The 24831-nt window shown below is 73.3% G+C and carries 24 protein-coding genes; 13 read left to right on the top strand and 11 right to left on the bottom strand.

All coding sequences use genetic code 11. The features are described 5' to 3' along the window. Positions 1-486 precede the first annotated feature (486 nt). On the top strand, positions 487-1035 hold the full coding sequence (locus HT134_RS03750; protein WP_175598815.1) for a YciI family protein: 549 nt from the start codon (positions 487-489) through the stop codon (positions 1033-1035). Positions 1036-1203: 168 nt separating this feature from the next. Further along, complete coding sequence (gene lon / locus HT134_RS03745; protein WP_175598814.1) at positions 1204-3576, top strand: endopeptidase La; 2373 nt, start codon at positions 1204-1206, stop codon at positions 3574-3576. Between the two features lie 395 nt (positions 3577-3971). Here lon and HT134_RS03740 read toward each other — a convergent pair whose 3' ends face one another. Then, positions 3972-4451: a MarR family winged helix-turn-helix transcriptional regulator gene (locus tag HT134_RS03740; protein WP_175598813.1), complete on the bottom strand. Its 480-nt coding sequence runs from the start codon at positions 4449-4451 to the stop codon at positions 3972-3974. A 73-nt stretch (positions 4452-4524) separates the two neighbouring features. Between HT134_RS03740 and HT134_RS03735 the strand changes: the two genes are divergently transcribed. From HT134_RS03735 to HT134_RS03705, 7 genes are all read left to right on the top strand, one after another. Further along, positions 4525-5661 (top strand): FUSC family protein, encoded by a 1137-nt coding sequence (locus tag HT134_RS03735; protein ID WP_175598812.1) that lies wholly within the window; start codon positions 4525-4527, stop codon positions 5659-5661. Then, entirely contained in the window at positions 5645-6907 is a 1263-nt protein-coding gene (locus HT134_RS03730) for an alpha-amylase family protein (protein ID WP_175598811.1), read from the top strand. The genes HT134_RS03735 and HT134_RS03730 overlap by 17 nt, the downstream gene beginning before the upstream one ends. 423 nt (positions 6908-7330) lie before the next feature. After that, positions 7331-8281 carry a methionine ABC transporter ATP-binding protein gene (locus HT134_RS03725; protein ID WP_175598810.1) on the top strand — a complete coding sequence of 317 codons (951 nt, stop codon included), beginning with the start codon at positions 7331-7333 and terminating at the stop codon, positions 8279-8281. Continuing rightward, positions 8278-8934 (top strand): methionine ABC transporter permease, encoded by a 657-nt coding sequence (locus HT134_RS03720; protein ID WP_175598809.1) that lies wholly within the window; start codon positions 8278-8280, stop codon positions 8932-8934. The genes HT134_RS03725 and HT134_RS03720 overlap by 4 nt, the downstream gene beginning before the upstream one ends. Before the next feature lie 37 nt (positions 8935-8971). Then, on the top strand, positions 8972-9799 hold the full coding sequence (locus tag HT134_RS03715) for a MetQ/NlpA family ABC transporter substrate-binding protein (protein ID WP_175598808.1): 828 nt from the start codon (positions 8972-8974) through the stop codon (positions 9797-9799). Positions 9800-9914: 115 nt separating this feature from the next. Beyond that, the gene (locus HT134_RS03710) at positions 9915-11462 is read left to right on the top strand and encodes an AMP-binding protein (RefSeq protein WP_175598807.1); all 1548 of its coding nucleotides are present in this window, start codon (positions 9915-9917) and stop codon (positions 11460-11462) included. A gap of 157 nt (positions 11463-11619) precedes the next feature. Beyond that, positions 11620-12867 carry a S1C family serine protease gene (locus HT134_RS03705; RefSeq protein ID WP_175598806.1) on the top strand — a complete coding sequence of 416 codons (1248 nt, stop codon included), beginning with the start codon at positions 11620-11622 and terminating at the stop codon, positions 12865-12867. 86 nt (positions 12868-12953) lie between these two features. Here the strand turns inward: HT134_RS03705 and HT134_RS03700 are convergent, their stop codons facing one another. From HT134_RS03700 to HT134_RS03660, 9 genes are all read right to left on the bottom strand, one after another. After that, a complete protein-coding gene (locus HT134_RS03700; protein ID WP_175598805.1) occupies positions 12954-13694 on the bottom strand; it encodes an ABC transporter permease in 741 nt (246 codons plus the stop codon). After that, positions 13687-14568 (bottom strand): ABC transporter ATP-binding protein, encoded by an 882-nt coding sequence (locus HT134_RS03695; RefSeq protein WP_175598804.1) that lies wholly within the window; start codon positions 14566-14568, stop codon positions 13687-13689. Before HT134_RS03695 ends, HT134_RS03700 begins: the two co-directional genes overlap by 8 nt. Continuing rightward, positions 14565-14891, bottom strand: coding sequence for a transcriptional regulator (locus HT134_RS03690; RefSeq protein WP_175598803.1), 327 nt, complete (start codon positions 14889-14891; stop codon positions 14565-14567). The genes HT134_RS03695 and HT134_RS03690 overlap by 4 nt, the downstream gene beginning before the upstream one ends. Beyond that, the gene (locus HT134_RS03685) at positions 14888-15511 is read right to left on the bottom strand and encodes a hypothetical protein (RefSeq protein ID WP_175598802.1); all 624 of its coding nucleotides are present in this window, start codon (positions 15509-15511) and stop codon (positions 14888-14890) included. The genes HT134_RS03690 and HT134_RS03685 overlap by 4 nt, the downstream gene beginning before the upstream one ends. Positions 15512-15594: 83 nt before the next feature. After that, positions 15595-16560 (bottom strand): D-2-hydroxyacid dehydrogenase family protein, encoded by a 966-nt coding sequence (locus HT134_RS03680; protein WP_175598801.1) that lies wholly within the window; start codon positions 16558-16560, stop codon positions 15595-15597. A 34-nt stretch (positions 16561-16594) separates the two neighbouring features. Beyond that, on the bottom strand, positions 16595-18277 hold the full coding sequence (cydC, locus tag HT134_RS03675; RefSeq protein WP_312887947.1) for a thiol reductant ABC exporter subunit CydC: 1683 nt from the start codon (positions 18275-18277) through the stop codon (positions 16595-16597). Then, positions 18274-20169, bottom strand: a complete 1896-nt coding sequence (gene cydD / locus HT134_RS03670; RefSeq protein ID WP_312887946.1) for a thiol reductant ABC exporter subunit CydD — start codon at positions 20167-20169, stop codon at positions 18274-18276. Before cydD ends, cydC begins: the two co-directional genes overlap by 4 nt. A 17-nt stretch (positions 20170-20186) precedes the next feature. Beyond that, positions 20187-20951 carry a cytochrome d ubiquinol oxidase subunit II gene (locus HT134_RS03665; protein ID WP_175598800.1) on the bottom strand — a complete coding sequence of 255 codons (765 nt, stop codon included), beginning with the start codon at positions 20949-20951 and terminating at the stop codon, positions 20187-20189. Positions 20952-20963: 12 nt separating this feature from the next. After that, on the bottom strand, positions 20964-22127 hold the full coding sequence (locus tag HT134_RS03660) for a cytochrome ubiquinol oxidase subunit I (RefSeq protein WP_175598799.1): 1164 nt from the start codon (positions 22125-22127) through the stop codon (positions 20964-20966). 90 nt (positions 22128-22217) lie between these two features. Between HT134_RS03660 and HT134_RS03655 the strand changes: the two genes are divergently transcribed. Further along, positions 22218-22550 carry a helix-turn-helix transcriptional regulator gene (locus HT134_RS03655; RefSeq protein ID WP_175598798.1) on the top strand — a complete coding sequence of 111 codons (333 nt, stop codon included), beginning with the start codon at positions 22218-22220 and terminating at the stop codon, positions 22548-22550. A 39-nt stretch (positions 22551-22589) separates the two neighbouring features. On the opposite strand, the gene HT134_RS03650 is transcribed toward HT134_RS03655, so the two are convergent. Further along, entirely contained in the window at positions 22590-23267 is a 678-nt protein-coding gene (locus HT134_RS03650) for a permease prefix domain 1-containing protein (protein ID WP_175598797.1), read from the bottom strand. Between the two features lie 102 nt (positions 23268-23369). Between HT134_RS03650 and HT134_RS03645 the strand changes: the two genes are divergently transcribed. The 3 genes from HT134_RS03645 to HT134_RS03635 are packed head-to-tail and all read left to right on the top strand — an operon-like array spanning position 23370 to position 24572. Next, positions 23370-23723, top strand: coding sequence for a VOC family protein (locus tag HT134_RS03645; protein ID WP_175598796.1), 354 nt, complete (start codon positions 23370-23372; stop codon positions 23721-23723). Next, positions 23720-24103 (top strand): ArsR/SmtB family transcription factor, encoded by a 384-nt coding sequence (locus HT134_RS03640; RefSeq protein ID WP_175598795.1) that lies wholly within the window; start codon positions 23720-23722, stop codon positions 24101-24103. The genes HT134_RS03645 and HT134_RS03640 overlap by 4 nt, the downstream gene beginning before the upstream one ends. Next, positions 24096-24572 carry an SRPBCC family protein gene (locus HT134_RS03635; protein WP_175598794.1) on the top strand — a complete coding sequence of 159 codons (477 nt, stop codon included), beginning with the start codon at positions 24096-24098 and terminating at the stop codon, positions 24570-24572. The genes HT134_RS03640 and HT134_RS03635 overlap by 8 nt, the downstream gene beginning before the upstream one ends. Positions 24573-24831: the final 259 nt, after the last annotated feature.

Raw genomic sequence — 24831 nt, 5'->3', positions numbered from 1 at the left:
GTGGAGGAAGCGCGGGAGGAGGGCCCAGCCTAGAGCCGCGGCTGAACACCGGCCTGCCCGGGACGAAGTCCTCCCAGCGGCTGCTCCGGCCGGGCGGGGCTCCTTGAACGGCCGCTCCGGCCGGGCGGGGCTGCTTGAACGGCCGCTCTGGAGAGGCGGGAGTTCTTGGACGGCTGCTCCGGCCGGGCGGGAGTCCATGAACGGCCGCTGCGGTCGGGGGGAGTCCTTGAACGGCCGCTGTGGCCGGGCGCGGCTCCATTGAGGGCCCGTGCCGGCGGGCCTTGTTGGAGCCGCCCCCCTCGGCCGGGCGCCGCCCGTTCGGACCGCTGCCCCGTTCGGACCGCTGCCCCGGCCGGGCCTGTCGCGCCTGAGACTGCGTTGGGCGGAAACTCGGTCTCCTTGGGAGCGTGCTCCACGGACGTGGGGCACGAAGCCATGGTCGCTGGACGGGGGCCGTGGCCGCGTTTCATGGTAGGTACCTTCGGCATGGAATTCTTCTGCTATCACCGTGATCGTCCAGGCTCCGGCGCGCTGCGCGACGCGTTGCTCGAAGAGCACTGGTCCTACATGGACCGCTTCGCGGCGGAGATGATCGCCCGTGGCCCGACCTTCTCCCGTGCGGACGACACGGCCACCGGCAGCGTGCACATCCTCGACCTGCCGGATGTCGCCGCCGCGCGCGCCTTCGTCTTCGACGAGCCCAACTACCAGGCCGGTGTCTACCGGGACGTGATGGTGCGGCGATGGCGCAACGTGCTGGGCCGCACCATGTGGGACTTCCCCGGCGGCCGCGAAGGCGGCAACCGCTATCTGGTGCTGGGCCTCGGCTCCGGGCAGGCCGCCGACGTCGTCCCGCCGTCCGGCGGGGAAGAGTTGATCGCGTACGGGCCGCTGCTGTCCGACGACGGCGCCGCCTGGCTGGGTACGGCGGCGCTGGTGCGGGCGCCGGACCCGGACGCGGCCCGTGCCGTGCTGACCCCCGACCGGTACGCCGGCATCGAGGTCCACGACTGGGAGTTCGGCGGGCGGCGCTGACGGGCGCCTGACCGGCGCCGCCGAGGCGAGGGTTCGCCCGGCGGCGCGCCGCGCATCCACGCTCGTGCTTACATGATTACGATCGCTGTGAGCGAACATCGGCAAGGAAGGGAACATCGGTGGGCTCCAATGAATTGAGTCTGTATAACTCAACCCTTGGGAGTTCGCATGAGTGAAAGCTTGACCCTGCCGGTCCTGCCGCTGGACGACGAGGTGGTCCTGCCGGGCATGGTGGTCCCGCTGGACCTGTCCGACTCCGAAGTGCGTGCGGCGATCGACGCGGCCGAGTCGTCGAGCCGCGCATCCGGACGCAACAAGCCGCAGGTCCTCCTCGTTCCCCGGATCGACGGCCGCTACGGCGCCGTGGGTGTGCAGGCCGTCGTGGAGCAGGTCGGCAGGCTGCCCGGTGGCGAGCCCGCCGCCGTGGTGCGTGGCGTGAACCGCGTGCGCGTCGGCACGGGCACGACGGGCCCCGGTGCCGCGCTGTGGGTGGAGGCCATCACGGTCGACCCGGTTCCCGCCACCGAGCGCGCCCAGGAACTGGCCAAGGAGTACAAGGCCCTGGCCACCACGATCCTGCAGAAGCGCGGCGCCTGGCAGGTGGTCGACCAGGTCAACCAGATCGACGACCCGTCGGTGCTCGCCGACAGCTCCGGCTACACCCCTTGGCTGACCACGGCCCAGAAGGTCGAGCTGCTGGAGGCCGCCGACCCGGCCGACCGGCTGGCCAAGCTGGTCGAGTGGTCCCGTGAGCACCTCGCCGAGCTCGACGTCGCCGAGACGATCCGCAAGGACGTCCAGGAGGGCATGGAGAAGCAGCAGCGGGAGTTCCTGCTGCGCCAGCAGCTCGCCGCCGTCCGCAAGGAGCTCAAGGAGCTCAACGGCGACACCTCCGAGAGCGAGGAGGAGGACTACCGGGCCCGCGTCGAGGCCGCCGACCTGCCGGAGAAGGTGCGCGAGGCCGCGCTGAAGGAGGTCGACAAGCTGGAGCGGACGTCCGACCAGTCTCCTGAGACCGGCTGGATCCGCACCTGGCTCGACACCGTCCTCGACATCCCCTGGAACGAGCGGACCGAGGACAACTACGACATCACCGGCGCGCGGGCCGTGCTCGACGCCGACCACACCGGCCTCGACGACGTCAAGGACCGCATCATCGAGCACCTGGCCGTGCGCAAGCGCCGCCAGGACAAGGGCCTCGGGGTCGTCGGCGGTCGCCGCAGCGGCGCCGTCCTCGCCCTGGCCGGCCCTCCCGGCGTGGGCAAGACCTCGCTCGGCGAGTCCGTGGCCCGCGCGATGGGCCGCAAGTTCGTCCGCGTCGCCCTCGGCGGCGTGCGCGACGAGGCGGAGATCCGCGGCCACCGGCGCACGTACGTCGGCGCGCTGCCCGGCCGCATCGTGCGCGCCGTCCGCGAGGCCGGCTCCATGAACCCGGTCGTCCTGCTCGACGAGGTGGACAAGGTCGGCGCCGACTACCGCGGCGACCCGACGGCCGCCCTGCTGGAGGTGCTCGACCCGGCGCAGAACCACACGTTCCGCGACCACTACCTGGAGGTCGAGCTCGACCTGAGCGACGTGCTCTTCCTCGCCACGGCCAACGTCCTGGAGGCCATCCCGGGGCCGCTGCTCGACCGCATGGAGGTCGTCACCCTCGACGGCTACACCGAGGACGAGAAGGTCGCCATCGCCCGCGACCACCTGCTGCCCAAGCAACTGGAGCTGGCCGGGCTGACGGCCGAGGAGGTCACGGTCGAGGAGGCGGCGCTGCGCAGGCTCGCCGCCGAGTACACCCGCGAGGCCGGGGTCCGCTCCCTGGAGCGGTCGGTCGCCCGCGTCCTGCGCAAGGTGGCCGCCAAGGACGAGCTGCCGGTCACCGTCGGCGCCGACGACCTGGTCGGCTACCTGGGCCGGCCGCGGTTCGTGCCGGAGTCGTCGCTGCCCGAGTCCACGCAGCGCACCTCGGTGCCGGGCGTGGCGACGGGCCTGGCCGTCACGGGTGCCGGCGGCGACGTCCTCTACGTGGAGGCGTCGCTGGCCGACCCCGAAACCGGCGAGACCGGCCTCACGCTGACCGGCCAGCTCGGCGACGTGATGAAGGAGTCGGCCAGGATCGCCCTGTCCTACCTCCGCTCGCACGGCGCGGAGCTGGAGCTGCCGGTGACCGCGCTGAAGGACCGCTCGGTCCACGTCCACTTCCCGGCGGGCGCGGTGCCGAAGGACGGCCCCTCGGCGGGTGTCACGCTCACGACGGCGCTGGCCTCGCTGCTGTCGGGCCGCCAGGTCCGCGGCGACGTGGCCATGACCGGCGAGATCTCGCTCACCGGGCGGGTCCTGCCGATCGGCGGCGTCAAGCAGAAGCTGCTCGCGGCGCACCGGGCGGGCATCACCACGGTGCTCATCCCGGCCCGCAACGAGCCCGACCTGGACGACGTGCCCAAGGAGGTGCGCGACGAGCTGACCATCCACGCGGTCAGCGACGTGCGCGAGGTGCTGGACATCGCCCTCACCCCGGCCAAGGTCGCCTCCACGGCCGCCGCCTGACCCCCGGCTCCCGCGGCCGGGACCGTCCGCCGCCCTCCGGGACGTCGCTCCTCTCGTGGCCGAGGGGAGGGCGTCTCCCGGTGGCGGGGACATCTCGATCGACGCCCGCCGATCCCTCAGGGGACGGCGGGCGTCGTCATGTCCGCCTCAGGGCGGGATGCCCGAGGGTCGGCCCGCGAGTGGGGGCAGCCCTCGGCGCCCCGGTCGCGGGGAGAGGAAGGGCAGGCGAGCCGGAAGATGTCGCGACGGATCCTGAAGGCCGGGCGCCTCACGGGGAGGGGCCGCCCTCGGCCTCACGGGCCCTTGCGCTCACGGGTCCGCCTCATGGGCCCTTGGGCTCACGGCGCGCAGGGGTCCTTGCGCTCACGGGCCCGCGGATCCGCAAGGTCACGGGCTCACGCGCCTTCGGGCTTCTGAGTACGGCGCGGGGGCGGGCCGTCCGGCTGGTCGGTGAGGAGGCGGTCGATCAGGTCGGCCGCCACCCCGAGGACACGGCACTCCTCCGGCGTGAGCGCCCGGGACATCGCCTCCGCCAGCCGGGCGTCGCCGCCCCTCACCTGGTCGGTGAGCGCCCTGGCGCCCGGGTCGGTCAGGACGATGAGGTGACGCCTGCGGTCGCCGGCGTCGCGGGAGCGCCGGACCAGGCCGCCCTCCTCCAGGGACGCGAGCGCCCGCGTGATCGACTGTGGTTGCAGGTGCTCGGCCGCCGCCAGCTCGCCCGCCGTCATGGCGCCGTGCCTGCGCAGGTGCCCCAGCAACGACAGCGCCAGCCTTCCCGGCGCCTCGGCGGTGCGTTCGTCGCGCAGCCGCCGCGCGAGCCCGACAGCGGCCCGCCGCAGCGAGGCGGCCGTCGCGTGCAGCTCGGTCTCTTCCATGGTCGCTACGCTATCACTTACCAATTTGGGCCAACGCAGCAGCAGAACGCCCGATAATTGGTACGCTCTGCGTATGATCTGGATGCGGATGGCCGTCGCCGCGCTCGGCGTGGGCGGGCCGGTCGCGCTGGGCGTCGCCGCGGGCCGACCGGCGCTGGGCGCGCTCGCCGCCGTCGGAGCACTGGCCGCCACCGGCGTCCCCTCGGCCGCGAGCCAGGGAGACGGCACCGCATCCGCCGGGGCGATCCTGCGGGGAGCAGCGAGCACCGTGGGCGCCGTCGCCGCCGCCGGTTTCGCGGGCGCCGCCGTGACCGGGCACGGATGGGGCGGAGCGGTCGCGCTCGTGCTGATGGCGGCCGTGTCGGCCCTCGCGGGCGGGCTCAGCCGTCCCATGGCGGAGCTCACCACCCGCTTCGTCACGTTCATGGTCATCACGACCGGCCCCGCCCGGAACGGCCACCCGGCGGCGGTCGCCGCCGTCGTGGCCGCGGGGGTGGCGTGGGGAGTCCTGCTGGCGCTGCCCCTGGCCCTGGCTCTGGCGCGCAGGGCGGACGACCCTCCGCAGCGGGCCCTGACACACGCGACGGGGGACACGGCGCGCCGGAGAGGCGCGTCGTTCGTGAGGCGCGTCCGGCGGGGAGCGTGGAGCGCCACGAGCCGCCGCTACGCCGTGCGCCTGACCGCCTGTCTCGGCGCGGCCCAGGGGATCGCCCTGCTCTGGCCGCACCCGACCGGGTCGTGGATCTCGGTCACCGTGGTGATCGTGGTGCGGCGGCAGCTGACCGGCGCCGCCCGGCGGGCCGTCGAGCGGGCCGCCGGCACCGCCGCGGGCGCCCTCGCGGCGGCCGCCCTGCCGCTGTGGGCGCTGACCGCCTGGCCGTTCACGCTCGTGGTGGCCGGGCTGGCCGGGCTGCGCCCGGCGGTCAAGGAGCATCACCCGGCCCTGTACGCCGCCGTGATGACCCCCCTGGTCCTGCTGCTCACCGGGGGTGCCCCCGCCGGCCTGGCGGGCCTCCGGATCGCCGACACGGCCATCGGGTGCGCGCTCGCCCTGGGTTTCGGCTACCTTCCCTGGGCAGTACGCCGCCGAGAGCAACCGCACCAGCAGGACCAGCGGCAGGCCCACGAGCGCGACCAGGAAGACGACCGCGCGGATCGGGCCGCGAGCCGTCCCGACACAGTGAGGAGCACCCGTGCCGACGTGGAGTGACCACGCGATCCTCTGGCAGGTCTACCCCCTCGGCTTCACCGGGGCCCCCGCCGTCGCCCCGCCGCCCGGCGAGCCGGTGCGGCACCGGCTGCGGCGGCTGCTGCCGTGGCTGGACTACGCCGTCGAGCTGGGCTGCTCCGGCCTCCTCCTCGGCCCCGTCTTCGCCTCCGAGACCCACGGCTACGACACCGTCGACCACTTCCGCGTCGATCCGCGCCTGGGCGACGACGCCGACTTCGACGCCCTGGTCGCCGAGGCGCGCGGGCGCGGGCTGCGGATCGTGCTCGACGGCGTCTTCAACCACGTCGGCAGGTCCTTCACCGGCGGCCCGTCCTGGTTCAGGAAGGGCCCGGACGGCTACGACACGTTCGAGGGCCACGAGCGCCTGGTCGCCCTCGACCACGACCAGCCGGCGGTGCGCGACCACGTCGCCGCCGTCCTCGGCCACTGGCTGGCCCGCGGCGCGGCCGGCTGGCGGCTCGACGCCGCCTATGCCGTGCCCCCGGCGTTCTGGCGCGAGGTGCTGCCGGGCGTCCGCGAGCGGCACCCCGACGCGTGGTTCGCCGGCGAGGTCATCCACGGCGACTACGCCGGGTACGTCAAGGAGTCCGGCCTCGACTCCGTCACCCAGTACGAACTGTGGAAGGCGATCTGGAGCTCCCTCAACGACCGCAACCTGTTCGAGCTGGCCTGGGCCCTCGACCGGCACAACGACCTGCTCGCCACGTTCACCCCGCTCACCTTCGCCGGCAACCACGACGTCACCCGGCTCGCGACCCGGCTCGACGACCGGCGCCACCTGGGCCACGCCCTGGCGATCCTGCTCACGGTGGGCGGGGTCCCGAGCCTGTACTCCGGTGACGAGCAGGCGTTCGAGGGGCTGAAGGAGGAGCGCGAGGGCGGCGACGACGCCATCCGCCCCGCCTTCCCGGACACGCCCGCCGATCTGGCCCCGTACGGGCTGCCGGTCTACCGCCTGCACCAGGACCTGGTCGGCCTGCGCCGCCGCCACCCGTGGCTGGTGCGGGCCCGCACGGACGTCGAGCACCTGACCAACCGGGCCGCCGCGCTCAGGTCGAGCGCCGGCGGGCAGGCGCTGGTCACCCTGCTCAACCTCGACGACCGGGCCTACCGCTTCCCGCTCGACGTCTCCCGGCTGACGCCGCTGGCCCCGGACCGCGGCGCCCACGACCCCGCCGTCGTCGGCCCGCACGCCTGGCGGATCCTCGCCGAACGACCGGCGTGACGGAGAGCCCCGAGACCGGCGTGATATAGATCACCAAAAGTGTCGGGAATATAGGGAAGTAAAGGGGGCGTTAGCGCTCATCGTGGACGAGGTACACGCGAGCAACCGAAGCGCTCCCATCGGCGGGCGCTGTTGTCGCATGCGCACCCGGCGAATGCGCACCGCGCGAATGCGCTGACCGAGCAGCTGATCGCGCGAACGCGCCGGCCGAGCCGCCCTCCGCGGGCCAAGGCCCCGCAGGCGTGAAGACCCGTCCGCCCTCCCACGAAGGTTCCCCGATGATCGCACCGAGCTACGTGCTGCGCAGGCTGAGCCACCTGCCCTTCCACCCCGGCACCCGCTGAGCCGCGCCCCGAGTCCGCGCTCTCTCCTGACGTTCGTCCGTTCCCAGCGGCGTGGCCGCTGCCAGTGTGGGGTTTTCTCGTGATCCAGGTGTCCGGCCTGCGCAAACTGTACGGTGACACCGTCGCTCTCGACGGTGTCGACCTGCGGGTGCGCGAAGGCGAGATCTACGGTGTGCTCGGTCAGAGCGGCGCCGGCAAGAGCACGCTGCTGCGCTGCGTCAACCTGCTCGAACGGCCGACCGCGGGCACGGTGACGGTCGCCGGCCAGGACCTGACCGCGCTGCCGTCCCGCGAGCTGAACCGGGCGCGCCAGCGCATCGGCATGATCCACCAGCACTTCGCGCTGCTGTCCTCGCGCACCGTCGCCGGCAACGTGGCGTTCCCGCTGGAGGTCATGGGCGTGCCGCGGGCCGAGCGGGCCCGGCGCGTCGCCGAGCTGCTCGACCTGGTCGGGCTGTCCGGCCGCGGCGGCGACCACCCGCACCAGCTCTCCGGCGGCCAGAAGCAGCGCGTCGGCATCGCCCGCGCGCTGGCCGGCAACCCGTCGGTGCTGCTGTCGGACGAGGCCACCTCGGCGCTCGACCCGGCGACCACCCGCTCGGTCCTCGACCTGCTCAAGCGGCTCAACGCCGAGCTGGGCCTGACGATCCTGCTCATCACGCACGAGATGAACGTCGTCAAGAGCGTCTGCGACTCCGTCGCCATCATGTCCGGCGGCCGGATCGAGGAGTCGGGTGCCATCGCCGACCTCATCCGCACGCCGGGCTCCCGCCTGACCCGCGAGATCTTCCCGCTGCCCGAGCCCGCGCCGTCCGGCTCGGTCACGCTCACCTTCACCGGCGACCCGCAGCGCCCGGTCGTGTCGGAGGCGGTGCGCAAGTTCGACGTCGAGATCAGCATCCTGGGCGGCTCGATCGAGGAGCTGGCCGGCGGCTCGGTCGGCCGGCTGCGCGTCTCGATCACCGGTGACACCGCCCCGGCGCTCGCCTTCCTGCGCGAGCGCGGACTGCTCGTGGAGGTGACCCCATGACCTGGGACGAGATGACGCCGCTGCTGTGGGAGGCCGCCGGGCAGACCGCGCAGATGGTGGGCTGGTCCACGCTGTTCACGCTGCTGTTCGGGCTGCCGCTGGGCGTGGCGCTCGTGGTCTTCGACCGCGGCGGGCTGCGGCCGCTGCCCGCGCTGCGGTCGGTGCTCGGCGTGCTGGTGAACGTCGGCAGGTCGCTGCCGTTCATCGTGCTGATGATCGCGATCATCCCGTTCACCCGGCTCGTGGTCGGCACCACGATCGGCACCGCGGCCGTGGTCGTGCCGCTCACCGTGGGCGCGGTCCCGTTCTTCGCCCGGCTCGTCGAGACCGCCCTGCGCGAGGTCGGCTCCGACGTGGTCCAGGCCGCGCAGGCCATGGGCGCGAGCCGGACGACGATCGTCCGCAAGGTGCTGCTGCCCGAGGCGTTCCCCGGCCTGGTGGCGGGGCTGACCGTGACGGTCGTCGCGCTCATCGGCTACTCGGCCATGGCCGGGACGATCGGCGGGGGAGGGCTCGGCGACCTGGCGGTCCGGTACGGCTACCAGCGCTTCGAGACCCTGCTCATGATCGTCACGGTCGTCGTGCTCGTCGTCATCGTGCAGGTCGTGCAGAGCCTGGGCGACGCCCTGGCCCGCCGCCTGTCCCATCGCTGACTTACGTACACCATCCCTGAATAAGTAAGGAAAAATCATGAAATTGCGGAACATTGTGGGTGTCGCTGCCCTTTCGGTGTTGCTCGCCGCGTGCGGCTCGTCGCAGACCGCGACGACGAACGCGGGCGCCGAGTCCGCCGACACCGTGATCAAGGTGGGTGCCTCCCCGGTGCCGCACGCCGAGATCCTCAACTACGTCAAGGACAACCTGGCGCCCGCCGCCGGGCTGAAGCTGGAAGTGGTCGAGTTCACCGACTACGTGCAGCCGAACGTGCAGCTCAGTGAGGGCAAGCTGGCCGCCAACTTCTTCCAGCACAAGCCGTACCTCGACGACTTCAACGCCTCCAAGGGCACGAAGCTGAGCTTCGTCACCCCCGTCCACCTGGAGCCGCTGGGCCTGTACTCGAAGAAGGTCACGAGCCTGCAGGCGCTGCCCTCCGGCGCGAGCGTCGCCGTGCCGAACGACGCCACCAACCTCGGCCGCGCGCTGAAGCTGCTCGCCGACAACGGCGTCATCACGCTCAAGCAGGGCGCCGGCACCACCGCGACCGAGCGCGACGTGACGGGCAACCCGAAGAACCTGGCGTTCAAGCCGCTGGAGGCCGCGCAGCTCCCGCGCTCGCTCGACGACGTGGACGCCGCGGTCATCAACGGCAACTACGCCATCGAGGCCGGGCTCAAGCCCGCCTCCCAGGCGCTCGCGCTGGAGAAGAGCGAGGGCAACCCGTACGTCAACGGCCTGGTCGTGCAGGCCGGGCACGAGAAGGACGCCGCGATCGTCACCCTCGGCAAGCTCCTGCAGGACCCGAAGGTCAAGGAGTTCATCAAGCAGAAGTACCAGGGCTCGGTCATCCCCGCGCAGTGACCGCCCGGCGCGCCTGACGGAGCCGCGGCCTCGTGCGGGGCCGCGGCTCCGTCACGTCCGGAGCCGTGATCACGGGTGCTGGCGCGGCGGCCGGTGACCGAATAGTGTTCGGTTCATGTACCCGGGAGTGATCGCGGCAACGCACCCGGACAAACCCGCTGTGGTGATGGCGGGCTCCGGGGAGATCGTCACCTATCGGCGGCTGGACGAGGAGTCCAACCGGCTGGCCCACCTCTTCCGCGCCGCCGGGCTGCGGCCGGGCGACCACGTCGCCTTCATGCTCGGCAACCATCCCCTCTTCCTGGCCATCGCCTGGGCCGCCCACCGCTCCGGCCTGTACTACACGGCCATCAGCTCCCGGCTGCTCGCCGACGAGCTGGCCTACATCGTGGACAACTGCGGCGCCCGGGTCTTCATCGCCGGCGCGGACCTCGCCGAGGTCGCCACGTCGATCACCGGCGCGACGCCGCGCGTCCAGCGCCGGCTCATGCTGGACGGCACGGCGGAGGGGTTCGAGTCGTACGAACGGGCGGTCGCCGGCCTGCCGGTCACGCCGATCCCCGACGAGCGCCAGGGCGCCGACATGCTCTACTCCTCCGGCACCACCGGCCGCCCCAAGGGCGTCAAACCGCCCCTGCCGCGGGCCCCGCTCACCGAGCCGACCATGCTCTACAAGCTCGTGGCCGGCCTGTTCGCGCCGTCCGCCGACAGCGTCTACCTGTCGCCCGCGCCGCTCTACCACGCCGCCCCGCTGCGCTACTGCATGACCTTCCAGCGGCTCGGCGCGACGGTCGTGGTGATGGAGCGCTTCGACCCCGAGGAGTACCTGCGGCTGGTCGAGAAGCACGCGGTCACCCACACGCAGCTCGTGCCCGCCATGTTCAGCCGGCTGCTCAAGCTGCCGGAGCAGACCCGCGCGGCGTACGACCTGTCGTCCCTCACCTGCGCCATCCACGCCGCCGCGCCGTGCCCGGTGCCGGTCAAGCAGCAGATGATGGAGTGGTGGGGCCCGATCATCCACGAGTACTACGCGGGCACCGAGGGCAACGGCTTCCTGTACGCCTCGCCCCAGGACTGGCTGGCGCACCCGGGCACGGTCGGCCGCTCCCTGCTCGGCCCGGTCCACGTCTGCGACGAGCAGGGCCGGGAGCTGCCGCCGGGGGAGACGGGCGTGATCTACTTCGAGAGCGGCGTCCGCTTCGAGTACCACGGCGACCCCGGCAAGACCCGCTCCGTCCAGGACCCCCAGGGGCGCGGCTGGACCACGCTCGGCGACATCGGCCACCTCGACGCCGACGGCTTCCTCCACCTCACCGACCGGCTCTCCTACATGATCATCTCCGGCGGGGTGAACATCTACCCGCAGGAGGCGGAGAACGTCCTGTCCGTCCACCCCGAGGTCGCCGACGTCGCGGTCTTCGGCGTGCCGGACGAGGAGATGGGCGAGCAGGTCAAGGCCGTGGTGCAGCCGGCGTCCATGGAGCGGGCGGGGCCGGAGCTGGAGGCGGAGCTGATCGCGTACTGCCGCTCGCGGCTGGCCTCCTACAAGTGCCCGCGCTCGGTCGACTTCCGCGCGGAGCTGCCGCGCCACGCCACCGGCAAGCTCTACAAGCGGCTGCTCAGGGACCAGTACTGGCCGTCCGGCGCCACGACGGCAAAGTGAGGGAAGATTTTTTCGCGGCTCCTCACTTGCGTGACCGAGCCCCCACCAGCGGTGATAAGGCCCGTGTCAGACGTCTCAGAAACCTCCGATCACGGTCTTAAGCTGCACTTACGCGCGACTTGGCACTCTTGAGTCATCGGGACTTGAGGAGATGACAATGAACGCGAACGAGCCTCGCGAGCAGGGAAACGGCGGCTGGAGCCAGTTCGGTGACACGCCGCCCTCCGCCGGGGGGTTCCCCCGTCGAGAGACCATGGTCATGGGGCAGCCCGTCCCTCCGCCTCCGCCGCCCGCGTCCGCCGTCAAGCCGGGCCTGTCCACCCGTCAGAAGGCCATCGCCGGGCTCGCCCTGGCCGCCATGGCCATCGGCGGCGGTGCGGCGGGGGCCGCCGTCGCCACCGCGATGCAGCCGGACACGATCGCCGCGGCGGCCCCGGCGCCCGCCTCGTTCAAGCAGGCGGCCAGCACCCTGACCGTCTCGGACGTCGCCGCGAAGCTGCAGCCGTCCGTCGTCATGATCGAGGGCAGCACCGGTGAGGGGTCGGGTGTGGTGCTGACCGCCGACGGCCTCATCCTCACCAACAACCACGTGGTCGTGGGGGCCGGGCAGGGCGGCCAGATGTCGGTGAAGTTCAGCGACGGCAAGAGCGCCAAGGCGTCGGTCGTCGGCACCGACCCGGCCACCGACCTCGCGGTCATCAAGGCCGACGGCGTGTCGGGGCTGACCCCGGCCCAGCTCGGCGACAGCGACCAGCTCAGGGTCGGCGCGCCCGTCCTGGCCATCGGCAGCCCGCTCGGGCTGCAGGGATCGGTCACGGCCGGCATCGTCAGCGCCCTCGACCGCACGCTCACCGTCGGCGGCGAGCAGCAGCAGCAGGTCCCGCCGGGCTGGGGCCAGCAGCCGGGCGGCCAGCCGTCCGAGGTGACCACGATCGGCGGTGCCATCCAGACCGACGCGGCGATCAACCCCGGCAACTCCGGCGGCGCGCTCGTCGACGCGGCGGGCCAGGTCGTGGGCATCAACAGCGCCATCGCCACCAACGGCGGCAGCAGCGGCAACATCGGGGTGGGCTTCGCCATCCCCATCAACACCGCCAAGCAGGTGGCCGACCAGCTCATCAAGGGCGGCAAGGTCAGCCACGCCTATCTCGGCGTCAGCGTCACCGACGCCACCGGCGACGTCTCCGGCGCCCTGGTGCGCCAGGTGATCCAGGGAAGCCCGGCCGCCAAGGCGGGGCTCCAGGAGGGCGACCTCATCACGAAGATCGCCGGCAAGCCGGTTGACGGCGGAGATACGGTAGTTGGGCAGGTCAGAGGTTTCAAAGTGGGCCAACAGGTTCAGATCACATATATGAGGGACGGGAAGACGAGTAACGTCACCGTCACTCTCGAAGAGAAGAAATAACAGGACCCCCTCACGGACGGGTGTGCCGTCGAGATCGCTGCGGACTCGGCGGCACACCCCCGTTCAGGTTTCCGGCGCGAGGGCCGTCAGGAGAACCGGCGGCCCTCGTCGCGCCGGTAGGCCCAGGCGGCGGCCAGCGCCGCCGCGACCGTCCACACCACCAGCATGACGATCCCGGTCGTCCCCGGGGTCGCGCCGGTGGCCGCGCTCCACACCAGCTCCGCCGCGCCGCGGCTCGGCGCGTACGGGGACAGCGCCTGCAGGAACTCCGGCATGACCTGCGGCGGCATGAACAGCCCGCCCACGATCGCGATCGGGAAGAACACCACCTGCGACACGCCGATGGCCGCCTTCGACGGCAGCAGGAACCCCAGGAACAGCCCGATCAGCATGAACGGCAGCGACCCCGCGAGCAGCGCCGCCATCCCGAGCGCCAGCCTCGGCGCCGTGACGCTCGCCTTCGTCAGCAGCGCCGCGATGACCAGCACCGGCACCGCCGCCACGAGCATGACCGCCATGGTGGTGAGGATGCGCCCGGCGAAGCGGGGGAACGGACCGGCGGGCAGCGTGCGCAGGTAGGGGTTCCACGGCTGCTCGCGGTCCTGCGCGACCGAGATGCTCAGGCCCATCAGCGCCGCCGACATCGCGCCGATCAGCATCATCGACCCGGTCGCCCGGGTCGCGCCGGCCGGGTCGTCGCCCGCGAACGGCACGACGAACGCCAGCATCGACGCCGCGGGGAAGAACGCGCTGGCCACCAGCCCGAGCGGCACCCGGATCTGCTCCAGGAGCTGGTAGCGGGTGTGGGCGAGGACGAGGCTAGACATCGGCGGTCTCCTTCGAGGTGATGGCGAGGAACGCCTCCTCCAGCGTGGTGGGCCGGATCTCCAGCCCCGAGAACGGCGTGCCGCTGCGCACCAGCTCCACCACCAGCCGGTCGGGGTCGGCGGTGAGGAGGTGGATGCGGCCGTCCTCGCGCTCGCTGCTGAGGACGCCGGGCAGCTCGGGCAGTTCGGCGGCGGTCAGCGAGACGCGCCGCGTGCCGACCACGTCGCGGATGGCGGTCACGGTGTCGTCGGCCAGCACCCGTCCGTGGCCGACGACGATGACGCGCCGCGCCAGCGCCTCGATCTCCTCCAGGTAGTGGCTGGTCAGCAGGATCGTGCCGCCCTGCTCGTGGAAGCTCCTGACGCCGTCCCATAACGCGCGCCGGGCCTCCACGTCCAGGCCGGTGGTCGGCTCGTCGAGGAAGACCATGCGGGGCTCGCCGGCGAAGGCCAGCGCCACGGCCAGCCGCCGCCGCTGGCCGCCCGACAGGCCGCCGATCTGCCGCCTGGCCAGGTCCTGGAGGCCGAACCGTGCGAGCAGCTCGCCCTTGTCCGCCCGGCGCGGGTAGTGGGCCGAGACGAAGTCGACGATCTCGCCGACCCGCAGCGCCTCGGGCAGGCCCGTCTCCTGCGGGGTGACGCCGATGCCCTGCCGTACCAGGGGGTCCTGGGGGGAGCCGCCGAGCAGCTCCACCGTGCCGGACGTCGGCCGGCGCAGGCCGACGAACAGGTTGATGAGCGTGGACTTGCCGGCCCCGTTGGGGCCGAGCAGGCCGACCAGCTCGCCGGCCCGGATGTCGAGCGACACCCGGTCGAGCGCGAGCACGTCGCCGTACCTGCGGGACACCTGCGCCGCGCGGGCGAGGACGGTCATGACGATCCTCCAGCATGGTCGAGGAGGGCGCGGATGGCCCTGGTGTACTCGTCGAAGGCCAGCCGCCCGCGCTTGGTGAGCCCGACGTAGGTGACGGGGGTGCGGCCCTTGTGGGTCTTGGTGATCCGGACGTACCCGGCGTCCTCCAGCTTGGTGAGGTGGACGGACAGGTTGCCCGCGGTCATGCCGAGCAGGTCCTTCAGCGCCGGGAACGCCATCTCGTCGCGGTCGCCGAGGGTGTTGAGCGCCGCCACCACGCGCAGCCGGGCCTGGGCGTGGATGACGGGGTCGAGCTCGGGCGGCGGGGTGGCGCCGGCGGTCATGGGCGCCGCCTGAGCCACAGGCTCGCCGCGATGAACCCCCCGCCGACGAGGACCGCGACGAGCAGGGCCTGCCAGCCCGCGCCGAGCATGACGCCGGTGGCGTCGACGGCGATGGTCCAGGCGCCGAGGAAGAACATCGGCCATTCCAGCCAGGCCGCCGCCGACATCATGTACATCAGGCCGACGACGAGCAGCGACGCGCCCGTCCAGAGGATCTGCACCTCCTCCTCCGGCAGGACGACGGAGAGCCGGACGCACAGGACGATCATGAGGGCCATCCCGGCCGCCCAGCTGTAGCCGGTCATGGCGCCGCGCGCGGAGGCGTCGCCGCGCACCTGCCGGCTCCGCCGCGCGATGCCGAACCCGGCGAAGGCGCCCGCCAGGACCTGCGCGCCCTGGAGCACGCCGACCGCCTGCATCTGCGAGATCGGGGCCAGACCCCGGCCGTCCAGCCCGAAGTGCAGGAAGACCGCGCCGAAGCCGATCAGCCAGGCGACGCCCCAGGGGAGGTAGAGCAGCAGCGGCTCGCCCTTGAGCCGCCGGACGGTGGCCGCCTGCTGTTGCTCGATGAGCCGCAGGGTCTCCTCGGGTGTGGGCGGAGCCTCTGGGTCGTCTGTCATCTCAACCTCTCTCACCACCAAACTGGTTTGAACTGTAAACCAGATGGCGGCGCCAACTCAACCCCCTTCGCGGAGTGGGAAGGTCAGCCGGCCGGCAGCCGCCTCAGGGGAGCGCCGGACAGGAAGGCGGAGATGTCCTCCACCGCCTCCGTGTAGTAGGTGCGGTAGTTCCCCTCGGTGACGTAGCCGAGATGGGGCGTGGCCAGCACGTTGGGCAGGGTGCGCAGGGGGTCGTCCGCGGGGAGCGGCTCGGTCTCGAAGACGTCGAGGCCGGCTCCCGCGATCCACCCCTCGCGCAGCGCGCGCACCAGCGCCGCCTGGTCGACGAGGCCGGCGCGGGAGGTGTTGACGAGGTGGGCGTGCGGCCGCATGGCGCGCAGCTCGGCCTCGCCCAGCAGGCCGCGGGTGCGCTCGGACAGGACGAGGTGGAGCGAGACGACGTCGCTGCGGCGCAGCAGATCCTCCTTGCCGGCGGCCGCCTCGGCCCCGGCCTCGGCCGCCCGCTCGGGGGTGAGGTTCGGGCTCCACGCGAGGACGTCCATGCCGAACGCGGCGGCGACGCGGGCGACCTTGCCGCCGATCTTGCCGAGGCCGATCAGGCCGAGGGTGCGGCCGTGGAGGTCCTGACCGACGCTGGACTGCCACGGGCCGCCCTCGCGCATAGCCCGGTTCTCGGCCGGCACCCGCCGGGCCAGGCCCAGGATCAGCGCCCAGGTCAGCTCGACGGGCGGGGTGGAGCTGCTGGTCGTGCCGCAGACCGTCACCCCGGCCGCGGCCGCCGCGGCGAGGTCGATCGAGGCGTTGCGCATGCCCGTGGTCACCAGCAGCCGCAGCCGGGGCAGGCGGCGCAACAGGTCCGCGTCGAACGGCGTGCGCTCCCGCATCGCCACGACGATCTCGCAGTCGGCGAGGGCGGCGACGAGCTCGTCGCGGTCCGCGAGGTGTTCGCGCAGCGCGCGTACCTCGACCTTCCCGGCGAGGGGACTCCAGTCGGCGAGGGTCAGGGCGACGCCCTGGTAGTCGTCCAGCACGGCGCAGCGGAGGGTCATGCGGGGATCCTGGTTCTCGTCGGTGTTCCGTCGGTCAGCGGGAGCGGGTGAGCACCTCGGACTCCCACAGGTCACGGTAGTAGCCCGGCCCGGCGACCAGTTCGGCGTGGGTGCCGCGCTGGATCACCCGGCCCTCCTCCAGCACGACGATCTCGTCCACGCCCTCCAGGCCGCGCAGCCGGTGGGTGACGAGCAGCGTGGTACGGCCCCGCGTCGCGTCGAGCAGGTCGGCCATGAGCCGGTCGGCCGTCTCCTCGTCCAGCGCCTCGGCGGGCTCGTCCAGCAGCAGCACCGGCGGGTCGTACAGCAGGGCCCGCGCCAGGGCCAGCCGCTGGAGCTGCCCGCCGGACACGGTCCGGCCGTCCTCGCCGAGCTGGGCGTCCCAGCCGGTCCGCTCGACCCACTGCTCCAGCCGCGCCTCGCGCACGGCCCGGGACAGCTCCTCCTCGCCCGCCTCGGGGCCGGCCAGGCGCAGGTTGTCGCGCAGGGTGGTCTGGAAGACGTACGGGTCCTGGGTCAGGCCCGTCATGAGGGTCCGCACGTCGTCGGACGCCAGGGCGCGGATGTCGGCGCCGTTGACCAGCACCCGGCCGGCCTCCGGCTCCACCAGCCGCATCAGCGCCGACAGCAGGCTGCTCTTGCCGGCGCCGCTGGGGCCGACGAGCGCGACCCGCCGGCCCGGCGTCAGGGTCAGCGACACGCCGTCGAGCGCGGGCCGGGCGGCCTCCGCGTGCCGCACGACCAGGTCCTCGACCTCCACCGTGTACGGCGGGGCGGGCACAGGCGCGGGGTCGCGCGGCTCGGCGACCGCGGCCGGGGCTGTGCGGACCTCCTTGAGGCGCCGCAGCGCGGCCGTGATGCCCGCCATGCGCTCGCCCGCCGCCGCGAGCGGCAGCACCGGCTCGAACGACACCAGCGCCGTCAGCGCCAGCACGGCCGTGGCCACCGGACCCGCGCCCGCGCCCTGGGCGAGCAGCACGATCGCCGCCACGGTCAGGCCCTGCACGAGAGTGCCGACGGCCAGGGCGACGGCCTGGACGCGGGCCTGGCGCCGTTCGAGCGCGGCCAGGTCGTCGTCCGCGGCCAGCGCCGCCGTCAGCGCCCTGTCCTCCGCCCCGTACGCGGCCAGGTCGGCCGAGCCGTGCACCAGGTCCGCCACCGAGCCCGCCAGCGCGGCCCGCGCCGGGGCGATCCGCGCCGACCAGCGGCGCGCCGCGGCGGCGGTGAGGGCGGGCAGCAGCACGCCGGCCACGGCCAGCCCGGCGACCAGCACCAGCGCCGTCACGGGCAGCACGAACAGCCCGACGACGACCGCGGCCAGCCCGGTCAGCGCCGCGGCGGCGGCCGGGAGCAGGGCGCGCACGAGCAGGTCCTGGACCGCCTCGGTGTCGTCCACCATGCGGCTCAGCAGGTCGGCGCCGCCGTGCCGGGGCGGGCGCGGCGGGATCAGCGCCTCGTACAGCTCCTCACGGGTGGCCGCCTGGGCGCGCAGGGCCACGTCGTGGCCGGTGAGGCGCTCGGCGTAGCGCAGCACGCCCTTGCCGGTGGCGAACGCCCGCGTGGCCACGATCGCCACGCTCAGCGCGGCCAGCGGCGGCTGCTCGGCGGCCCGCGTGATCAGCCAGGCGGCGGCGGCGATCAGGCCCAGCCCGGCCAGGTCGGCGCCCGCCCCGGCCAGGACGGCCCAGGTCAGCCGGAGTCCCATCCGCCGGTTCACCGGTCACCTCCGAGGTCCTGGCCACCGGCCCGCACGGCCTGCTCGCCTTCGGGGCCGGCCTGGGGGCGTCCGTCGTCCCCGGTCAGGCCCTCTCGCCGCGCCCGTTCCGGCTCCGGCTCCGGAGGCGGCCCGTCCGGCGACTGGACACGTGAGGAGGGGGCGTCCGTGGAGGCGGCGCCGGTGGAGGGAGCGGCCGTGGAGGCGGCGTCCAGGGGTGAGGGGGCCCCGCGGCGGGCGGTGGTGTCGGAGATCACCCGGCCCTCGTGGAGCCGGACGACCCGGTCGGCCAGCTCGATCATCGCGGGCCGGTGCGCGACGACGACGGCCGTGCGCCCCTCGCTCAGCTCGGCCGTCGCGGCCACCACCGCGGCCTCGCTGCGCCCGTCGAGCCGGGCGGTCGGCTCGTCCAGCAGCAGCACCGGGGCGTGCGGGCGGCAGAAGGCCCGCGCCAGCGCGATCCGCTGCCGCTGGCCGGCCGACAGGTTGGCGCCGCGCTCGCCCACCGGGGTGTCGTAGCCGCCGGGGAGCCGTTCCACGAACTCGTCGGCGCGGGCCGCCGTCGCGGCCCGGCGTACGTCGTCGAGGGTGGCCTCAGGGGCGCCCAGCCGGATGTTGCCGGCCACGGACGTCGCGAACAGGTGGGGCCGCTGCGGCACGAACGCCAGCCGGTCGCGCCACGCGCGCGGGTCGAGGTCGCGCAGGTCGGCGCCGTCCACGAGGACGCGGCCCTCGGACGGCTCGACGAAGCGCAGGAGCAGGTGGAGCAGCGTGCTCTTGCCGCCGCCGCTCTCGCCGACGAGCGCCACCCGCTCGCCCGGCTCGATGGTCAGGGACACGCCGGACAGGGCCGTGTCGTCCCGGCCGGGGTAGCGCACGGTGACGTTCTCCAGCTCGATCCGCGGCGCCCCGCTCACCGTGGCCGGGGTCGTGGCGGGCTTCGGGGCGGCGGGCTCCGGGCCGGCCGCCCGGTCCAGGACGGCGAAGGCGGCGTCGGCCGCCGCGACCCCCTCCATCGAGGCGTGGAAGCGCGTGCCCATCGCCCGCAGCGGCAGGTACGCCTCCGGCGCCAGCAGCAGCACCAGCAGCGCCGTCGTCAGGTCCAGCGTGCCGCCCAGCAGCCGCAGCCCGATCGGCACCGCCACCAGCGCCAGCGACAGCGACGCGCACAGCTCCAGCACCAGCGACGACAGGAACGCCACCCGCAGCGTCCGCATGGTGGCCGCGCGGTGGGCGTCGGCGACCTGCCGGATGACCGTCGCCTGGTAGCGGGCGCGGCCGAACGCGCGCAGCGTCGGCAGGCCGCGCACCACGTCGAGGAAGTGCCCGCCGAGCCGGGACAGCGCGTGGAACTGCCGCTCGGTGACCGCCTTGGTGGTCATGCCCACCAGCGCGCCGAAGACCGGGATCAGCGGCAGCGTGACCAGGACGATCACCGCGCTGGCCAGGTCGGCGGCGAACAGCCGGACCAGCACCGCCACCGGCACCACCCCGGCGACGGCCACCGCGGGCAGGTAGCCGGTCAGGTAGGCGTCGAGCCGGTCGAGGCCGCGGCCGGCGAGCGTCACGAGCTCGCCCGAGCGGTGGCCGCTGAGCCGGGCCGGGCCGAGCTCCTGGAGCCGTTCCAGCAGCCGCCGGCGCAGGGCGGACTTCACGCCGGTGGCGGTGCGCCCGGCGAAGGCGCCCTGCGTCCAGGCCAGCAGGCCGCGCAGCGCCACGACGGCGACCAGGCCGGCCAGCGCCGTCGCGGCGAACCTGCCCGACAGCACGCCGGCCAGCAGCTCGGCCTGCGCCAGCACGAGCAGGCCGGCGACGACCGCGGCCGCGAGGGTGACGGCCAGGTGGCGGCGTACCGACCGCTCGGCCCGCATGAGCCGGAGGAGATCTCGATGCACGTGTCCTCAGAAGAACTTCAGAAGAACGAGGGGGTCCGGACGGCGCTCCTCCCGGGTCGGAAGAACCGCCACACCCATACTTGCGCGAGCACCATGACGGGCGCGAACGGCAACGCCATGACACCCATCACACCCAGCGTGGAGGCCGGGGCGCTGTGGTCCAGCAGGTACGGCAGGGCGCCCCCGAGGACCGCCAGCGCGGGCAGGGCCGCGGCCAGCCCCGACAGGGCCAGGGCCCGCCCGGTGCGGGTGATGCCGGCGGTCTCGGGCGCGCGCCAGCCGAGGAACGTCCAGCCGTGCCAGGCGAACAGCAGCGTGACCACCACGCCCAGGAGCAGCCCCAGCGGGTGCAGCAGCGAGGAGCCGAAGCCGGTCGCGGCGGCGTACAGCGCGACGCCCCAGCCGAACGACAGCCCCAGCGACCCGGCCGTGATCGTCACGTCCCAGAACCGCCGCCAGCCGGGCCCGTCGATCCGGCGCCGGAACCACAGCCCGGCGTCACGGACGACCCACGCCAGCAGCATGGCCACCACCAGCGGGTAGAGCCCGAACAGCGCCTCGCCCTCCAGGTGCGGGTAGACGCCGAAGAGCGCGCCGGCGACGGCGACCAGCCACACCTCGTTGGCCAGCACGAAGGGCGCCATGGCGGCGACCATGCGGTCGCGGGTCTCCTGGGTCCGGCCGATCACCGGCATGAGCAGCCCCACGCCGAGGTCGAAGCCCTCCAGCGCGAAGTAGCCGGACAGGAGCAGCGTGAAGACGGCGTACCAGATGAGTTCCATGGGGGAGGGCTCCTAGAGGCTCAGCGCGGGGGCGGGCCGCTCTTCGGCGGCGGCGCCCAGGTCGAGGTCGCGCGGGCCCCGGCGGATCAGCCGGGCGATCAGCGCGTAGTCGGTGAGGGCGAGCAGCCCGAGCACGGCGGTGAAGCCGACCAGCGAGACGGTGATCATGCCCGGGGTGAGGCCGGGGGACATGGCGTCGGCGACGGTCAGCTTCTTCCAGACCATCCAGGGCTGGCGTCCCAGCTCCCTGGCCAGCCAGCCGCAGACGGCCAGGACGAACGGGACGGGCGTGAGGATCATCAGCAGCCGGTGCGTCCACCGCCAGCGCGGCAGGAAACGGACCAGCGGCAGCATGAGGAACACCGCGAGGAAGAACATCAGGTTGCCGACGTCCATCATCAGGGCGAGCGGCGTGGCGGCGGTGTCGCCCTTGAACTTGCCCTCCTGGATGCCGCCGAACTGGGCGTAGCCGAAGCCGACGGTCAGTGTGATGCCGAGGGCGGCCGTCACGATGCCCGTGCGCATCGAGCGGGTGAAGAACGCGGCGTCCTCGCCGCCGCGGCGCAGCCGGTAGGCGCTCGCGCCGACCAGCATCATGCCGGCCGTGAACAGGCCCGCGCTGATCACGTGCGGGAAGGAGAACACGAGGGTCTTGTTCGTGAACAGGGCCGCCGCGTCGACCAGCTCCATGCGGCCGCCGCGCTCGACGGCGCCGGCGGGGTTCTGCAGGAAGGAGTTGGCGGCCATGATGAACCAGGCGCTGGCGTACGCGGTGAGGGTCACGGCCCAGATGCAGGCCAGGTGGAGCCACTTCGGCAGCCGGCCCCACCCGAAGATCCACAGGCCGAGGAACGTGGACTCCAGGAAGAAGGCGACCAGCGTCTCCATGGCCAGGGGGGCGCCGAAGACGTCTCCGGCGTAGCGGGACAGCCCGCTCCACGACAGCCCGAACTGGAACTCCATCACCAGGCCGGTGACGATGCCCACCGCGTAGTTGGTGACGTAGACCTGCCCCCAGAACCTGACCGCCCGCTCGTGCTCGGGCGCGCCGGACCGCGTCCAGCGGGTGTGCATGATCGCCACCAGCGGCGCCAACCCCAGGGTGAGCAGGACGAACAGGAAGTGCAGGCTTCCCGTCACCGCGAACTGCGTTCGCGCCAGGTCCAGCGCGTCCATGCGCGTCAACTCCCTTATCTAGACCACCTACATATAGAGAGCCTACATGTAGACTGTCTACATGACGCACGGTTGCCTAGGATCGAGGGCATGAACCCCGACGCGCTCCGCGGCCACATGGACGCTCTGCTGCTGTCCGTGGTCGAGGCCGGGCCGCTGCACGGTTACGCCATCATCGAGGCGCTGCAGGAGCGGAGCGGGGGTGCGCTGTCCGTGCCGACGGGCACCGTGTACCCGGCGCTGCGCAGGCTGGAGCGGGTCGGCCACCTGTCCAGCGAGTGGGCCACGGTGGGCGGGCGCAAACGCCGCACCTACCGGCTCACCGACTCCGGGCGCAAGCAGCTGGAAGGCGAGCGGTCGGCCTGGCGCGAGTTCACCAGCGCCATCGGCAGCGTCCTGAGCCCGGGCCCGGAAGCCCCCTGACGACGCCTCACGCGCTGGTTTGGGCCGGTTCGGGCCGGTTCAGACCGTAAGGGACGGTCTGCCGGTACGGGTCAGGCGCAGGCAGCGGACGGCGCCGTACAGCAGCAGTCCCCAGAAGGCCGACGTCACCAGCTCGGCCAGCGCGACCGGCAGCATCCGGTCGAACTCGCGCGGCAGCCCCGAGGTCAGAGTCAGCGCCGAGCTCAGCAGCCCGCACACCGGCAGCGCGATCATGACGGTCATCCCGAGCGAACGCGTGACCGCCCGGGGCCGGCGGATCCAGCGGGCGCCGCGACCGAGCGCCAGCAGCGCGATCCCGCCGTACACGCCCGCCCCGGCCTGCACGTAGTCGAGCGCGTGCGAGACCGCTCCGTACCAGGCCGGACGGTCCTCCCAGGGCGTGCCGGAGCTGGGGTAGAGCCGCCAGATCGCCGACCAGACGAGCACGCTGACCGGCAGGCTGAGGAACAGCAGCGCCGCCAGCCGCCGGCCCGCCGCCGCGGTCAGCTCGTCCTGGAAGCCCGGGGCGATCTCCGTCACCTCGCCGAACTCCGCCACGGCCAGCCGCTCGGCCTCGGCGCGGTCGAACCCCTCCGCCTCCAGGGCGTCGGCGGCGTCGGCCAGGCTGTCGCGTGCCTCGACGACCAGATCGCGCTTGGGCCCGGCCGGCCCGGCCAGCGCCCTGCTCAGATCGGCCACGTAGTCGTCGATCAGCATGCCCCAAGTGTACGGGCCGGGCCGCCGGCGGCCCATCGGGGATCTCCCGGATGTCCGGCCCGGGCTTGATGCGTAGGAAAAATCCTACATATAGTGTCCGGCATGGACATCTCCTCGATCCTCACCGTGACCGTGCCCGTGGCCGACCAGGAGCGCGCGCTCGCCTTCTACACCGGCGTCCTCCGCATGGAGGTCCGCACCGACGACCCGGCCCCCATGGGGCGCTGGCTGACCGTGGCCCCCAAGGGCGCCGAGACCGCCCTGCTGCTCGCCTCCTGGTTCCCGGACATGGCGCCGGTCGGCGGCCTCGTGGTCGCCTCGCCCGGCCTGGACGAGCTCGCCGCCCGCCTGCGCGAGCACGACGCGCCGTGCGAGGGGCCCGCCGACGAGCCGTGGGGGCGGCAGCTCGTGTTCAAGGACCCCGACGGCAACGGGTTCGTGGCGGTGGCGGCGTGACGGCCGACCACGTCTTCGCCGCGCTGGCCAGCCCGGCCAGGCGCCGGCTGCTGCGCCTGCTGCTGGACGAGGGCGCGCAGCCGGCCGGGCGGCTGGCCGTGCGCTTCGATATGAGCCGGCCGAGCGTCTCGGAGCATCTGAAGGTCCTCAAGGACGCGGGCCTCGTGGCCGAGAGCCGCAGGGGACGCGAGCGGCACTACCGGCTGGAGGCGGGCCCGCTCATGGAGATCCGCGAGTGGCTGACGCCGTACGAGCGGTTCTGGCGCGAACGCCTGTCCGCCCTCAGCACGCTGCTGGACGAGATGGACGACCTCGGCCCGGACGACGAGCACGGTCCCGACGGCCTGAACGGAAGGAACGGTGAGCAACCCCATGTCTGACCCGACGCCGCCGCCCGGCGCCACCGACGTGGACGACGACCTGCGCTCGATCCACCTGGACCAGTTCCTCGCCCACCCGCCCGCCAAGGTGTGGCGGGCGATCACCGATCCGGGCCTGATGGCCCGCTGGCTCATGCCGAACGACTTCAAGCCCGTCGTGGGACACCGCTTCACCTACACGACCAAGCCCATGGAGGCCGTCGGCTTCGACGGGATCGTGCGCTGCGAGGTGCTGGAGGTCGTACGGGAACGCCTGCTGCGCATCAGCTGGCGCGGCGGCCGGAACGCCGACTGGACGGTCACCTGGCGCCTGGAGCCCGAGGGCACGGGCACCCGGCTGTTCCTGGACCACGAGGGCTTCGACCCGGACGACGCGACGCAGCAACTGTCGCGCCGCATCATGGGCAGCGGCTGGCGCTCGGGCCACTTCCGCGCGATCGCCGCGATCCTGGACGAACTCCCAGCCTGACCCCCAAAAGCAAGGCCCTCGCTCCGCTCGGACGCTCTGAGCGGGGCTTGCGCCCCGCACCCCCGACCGGGGCCTCCCGGCCCCGCACCCCGACCGGGGCCTCCCGGCCCCGGACCCCGGGCCCTGCCCGACGCGCTCATGGCGCAGAGGGGAGCTGCCGGGATCGGAAGAGGATGCCGACGCGCGGACCGGCGTTCAGTGGCTGTCAGCAGGCGGGTCGAGGCTCGGAGAGAGTAGCGAGACGAGGGCCGGTATCGCC

Source organism: Nonomuraea rhodomycinica, from assembly GCF_013363995.1.
GTDB classification, from domain to species: domain Bacteria; phylum Actinomycetota; class Actinomycetes; order Streptosporangiales; family Streptosporangiaceae; genus Nonomuraea; species Nonomuraea rhodomycinica.
The sequence above is the reverse complement of the archived record's forward strand: the minus strand, read 5'-3'. Positions and strand labels throughout refer to the sequence as shown.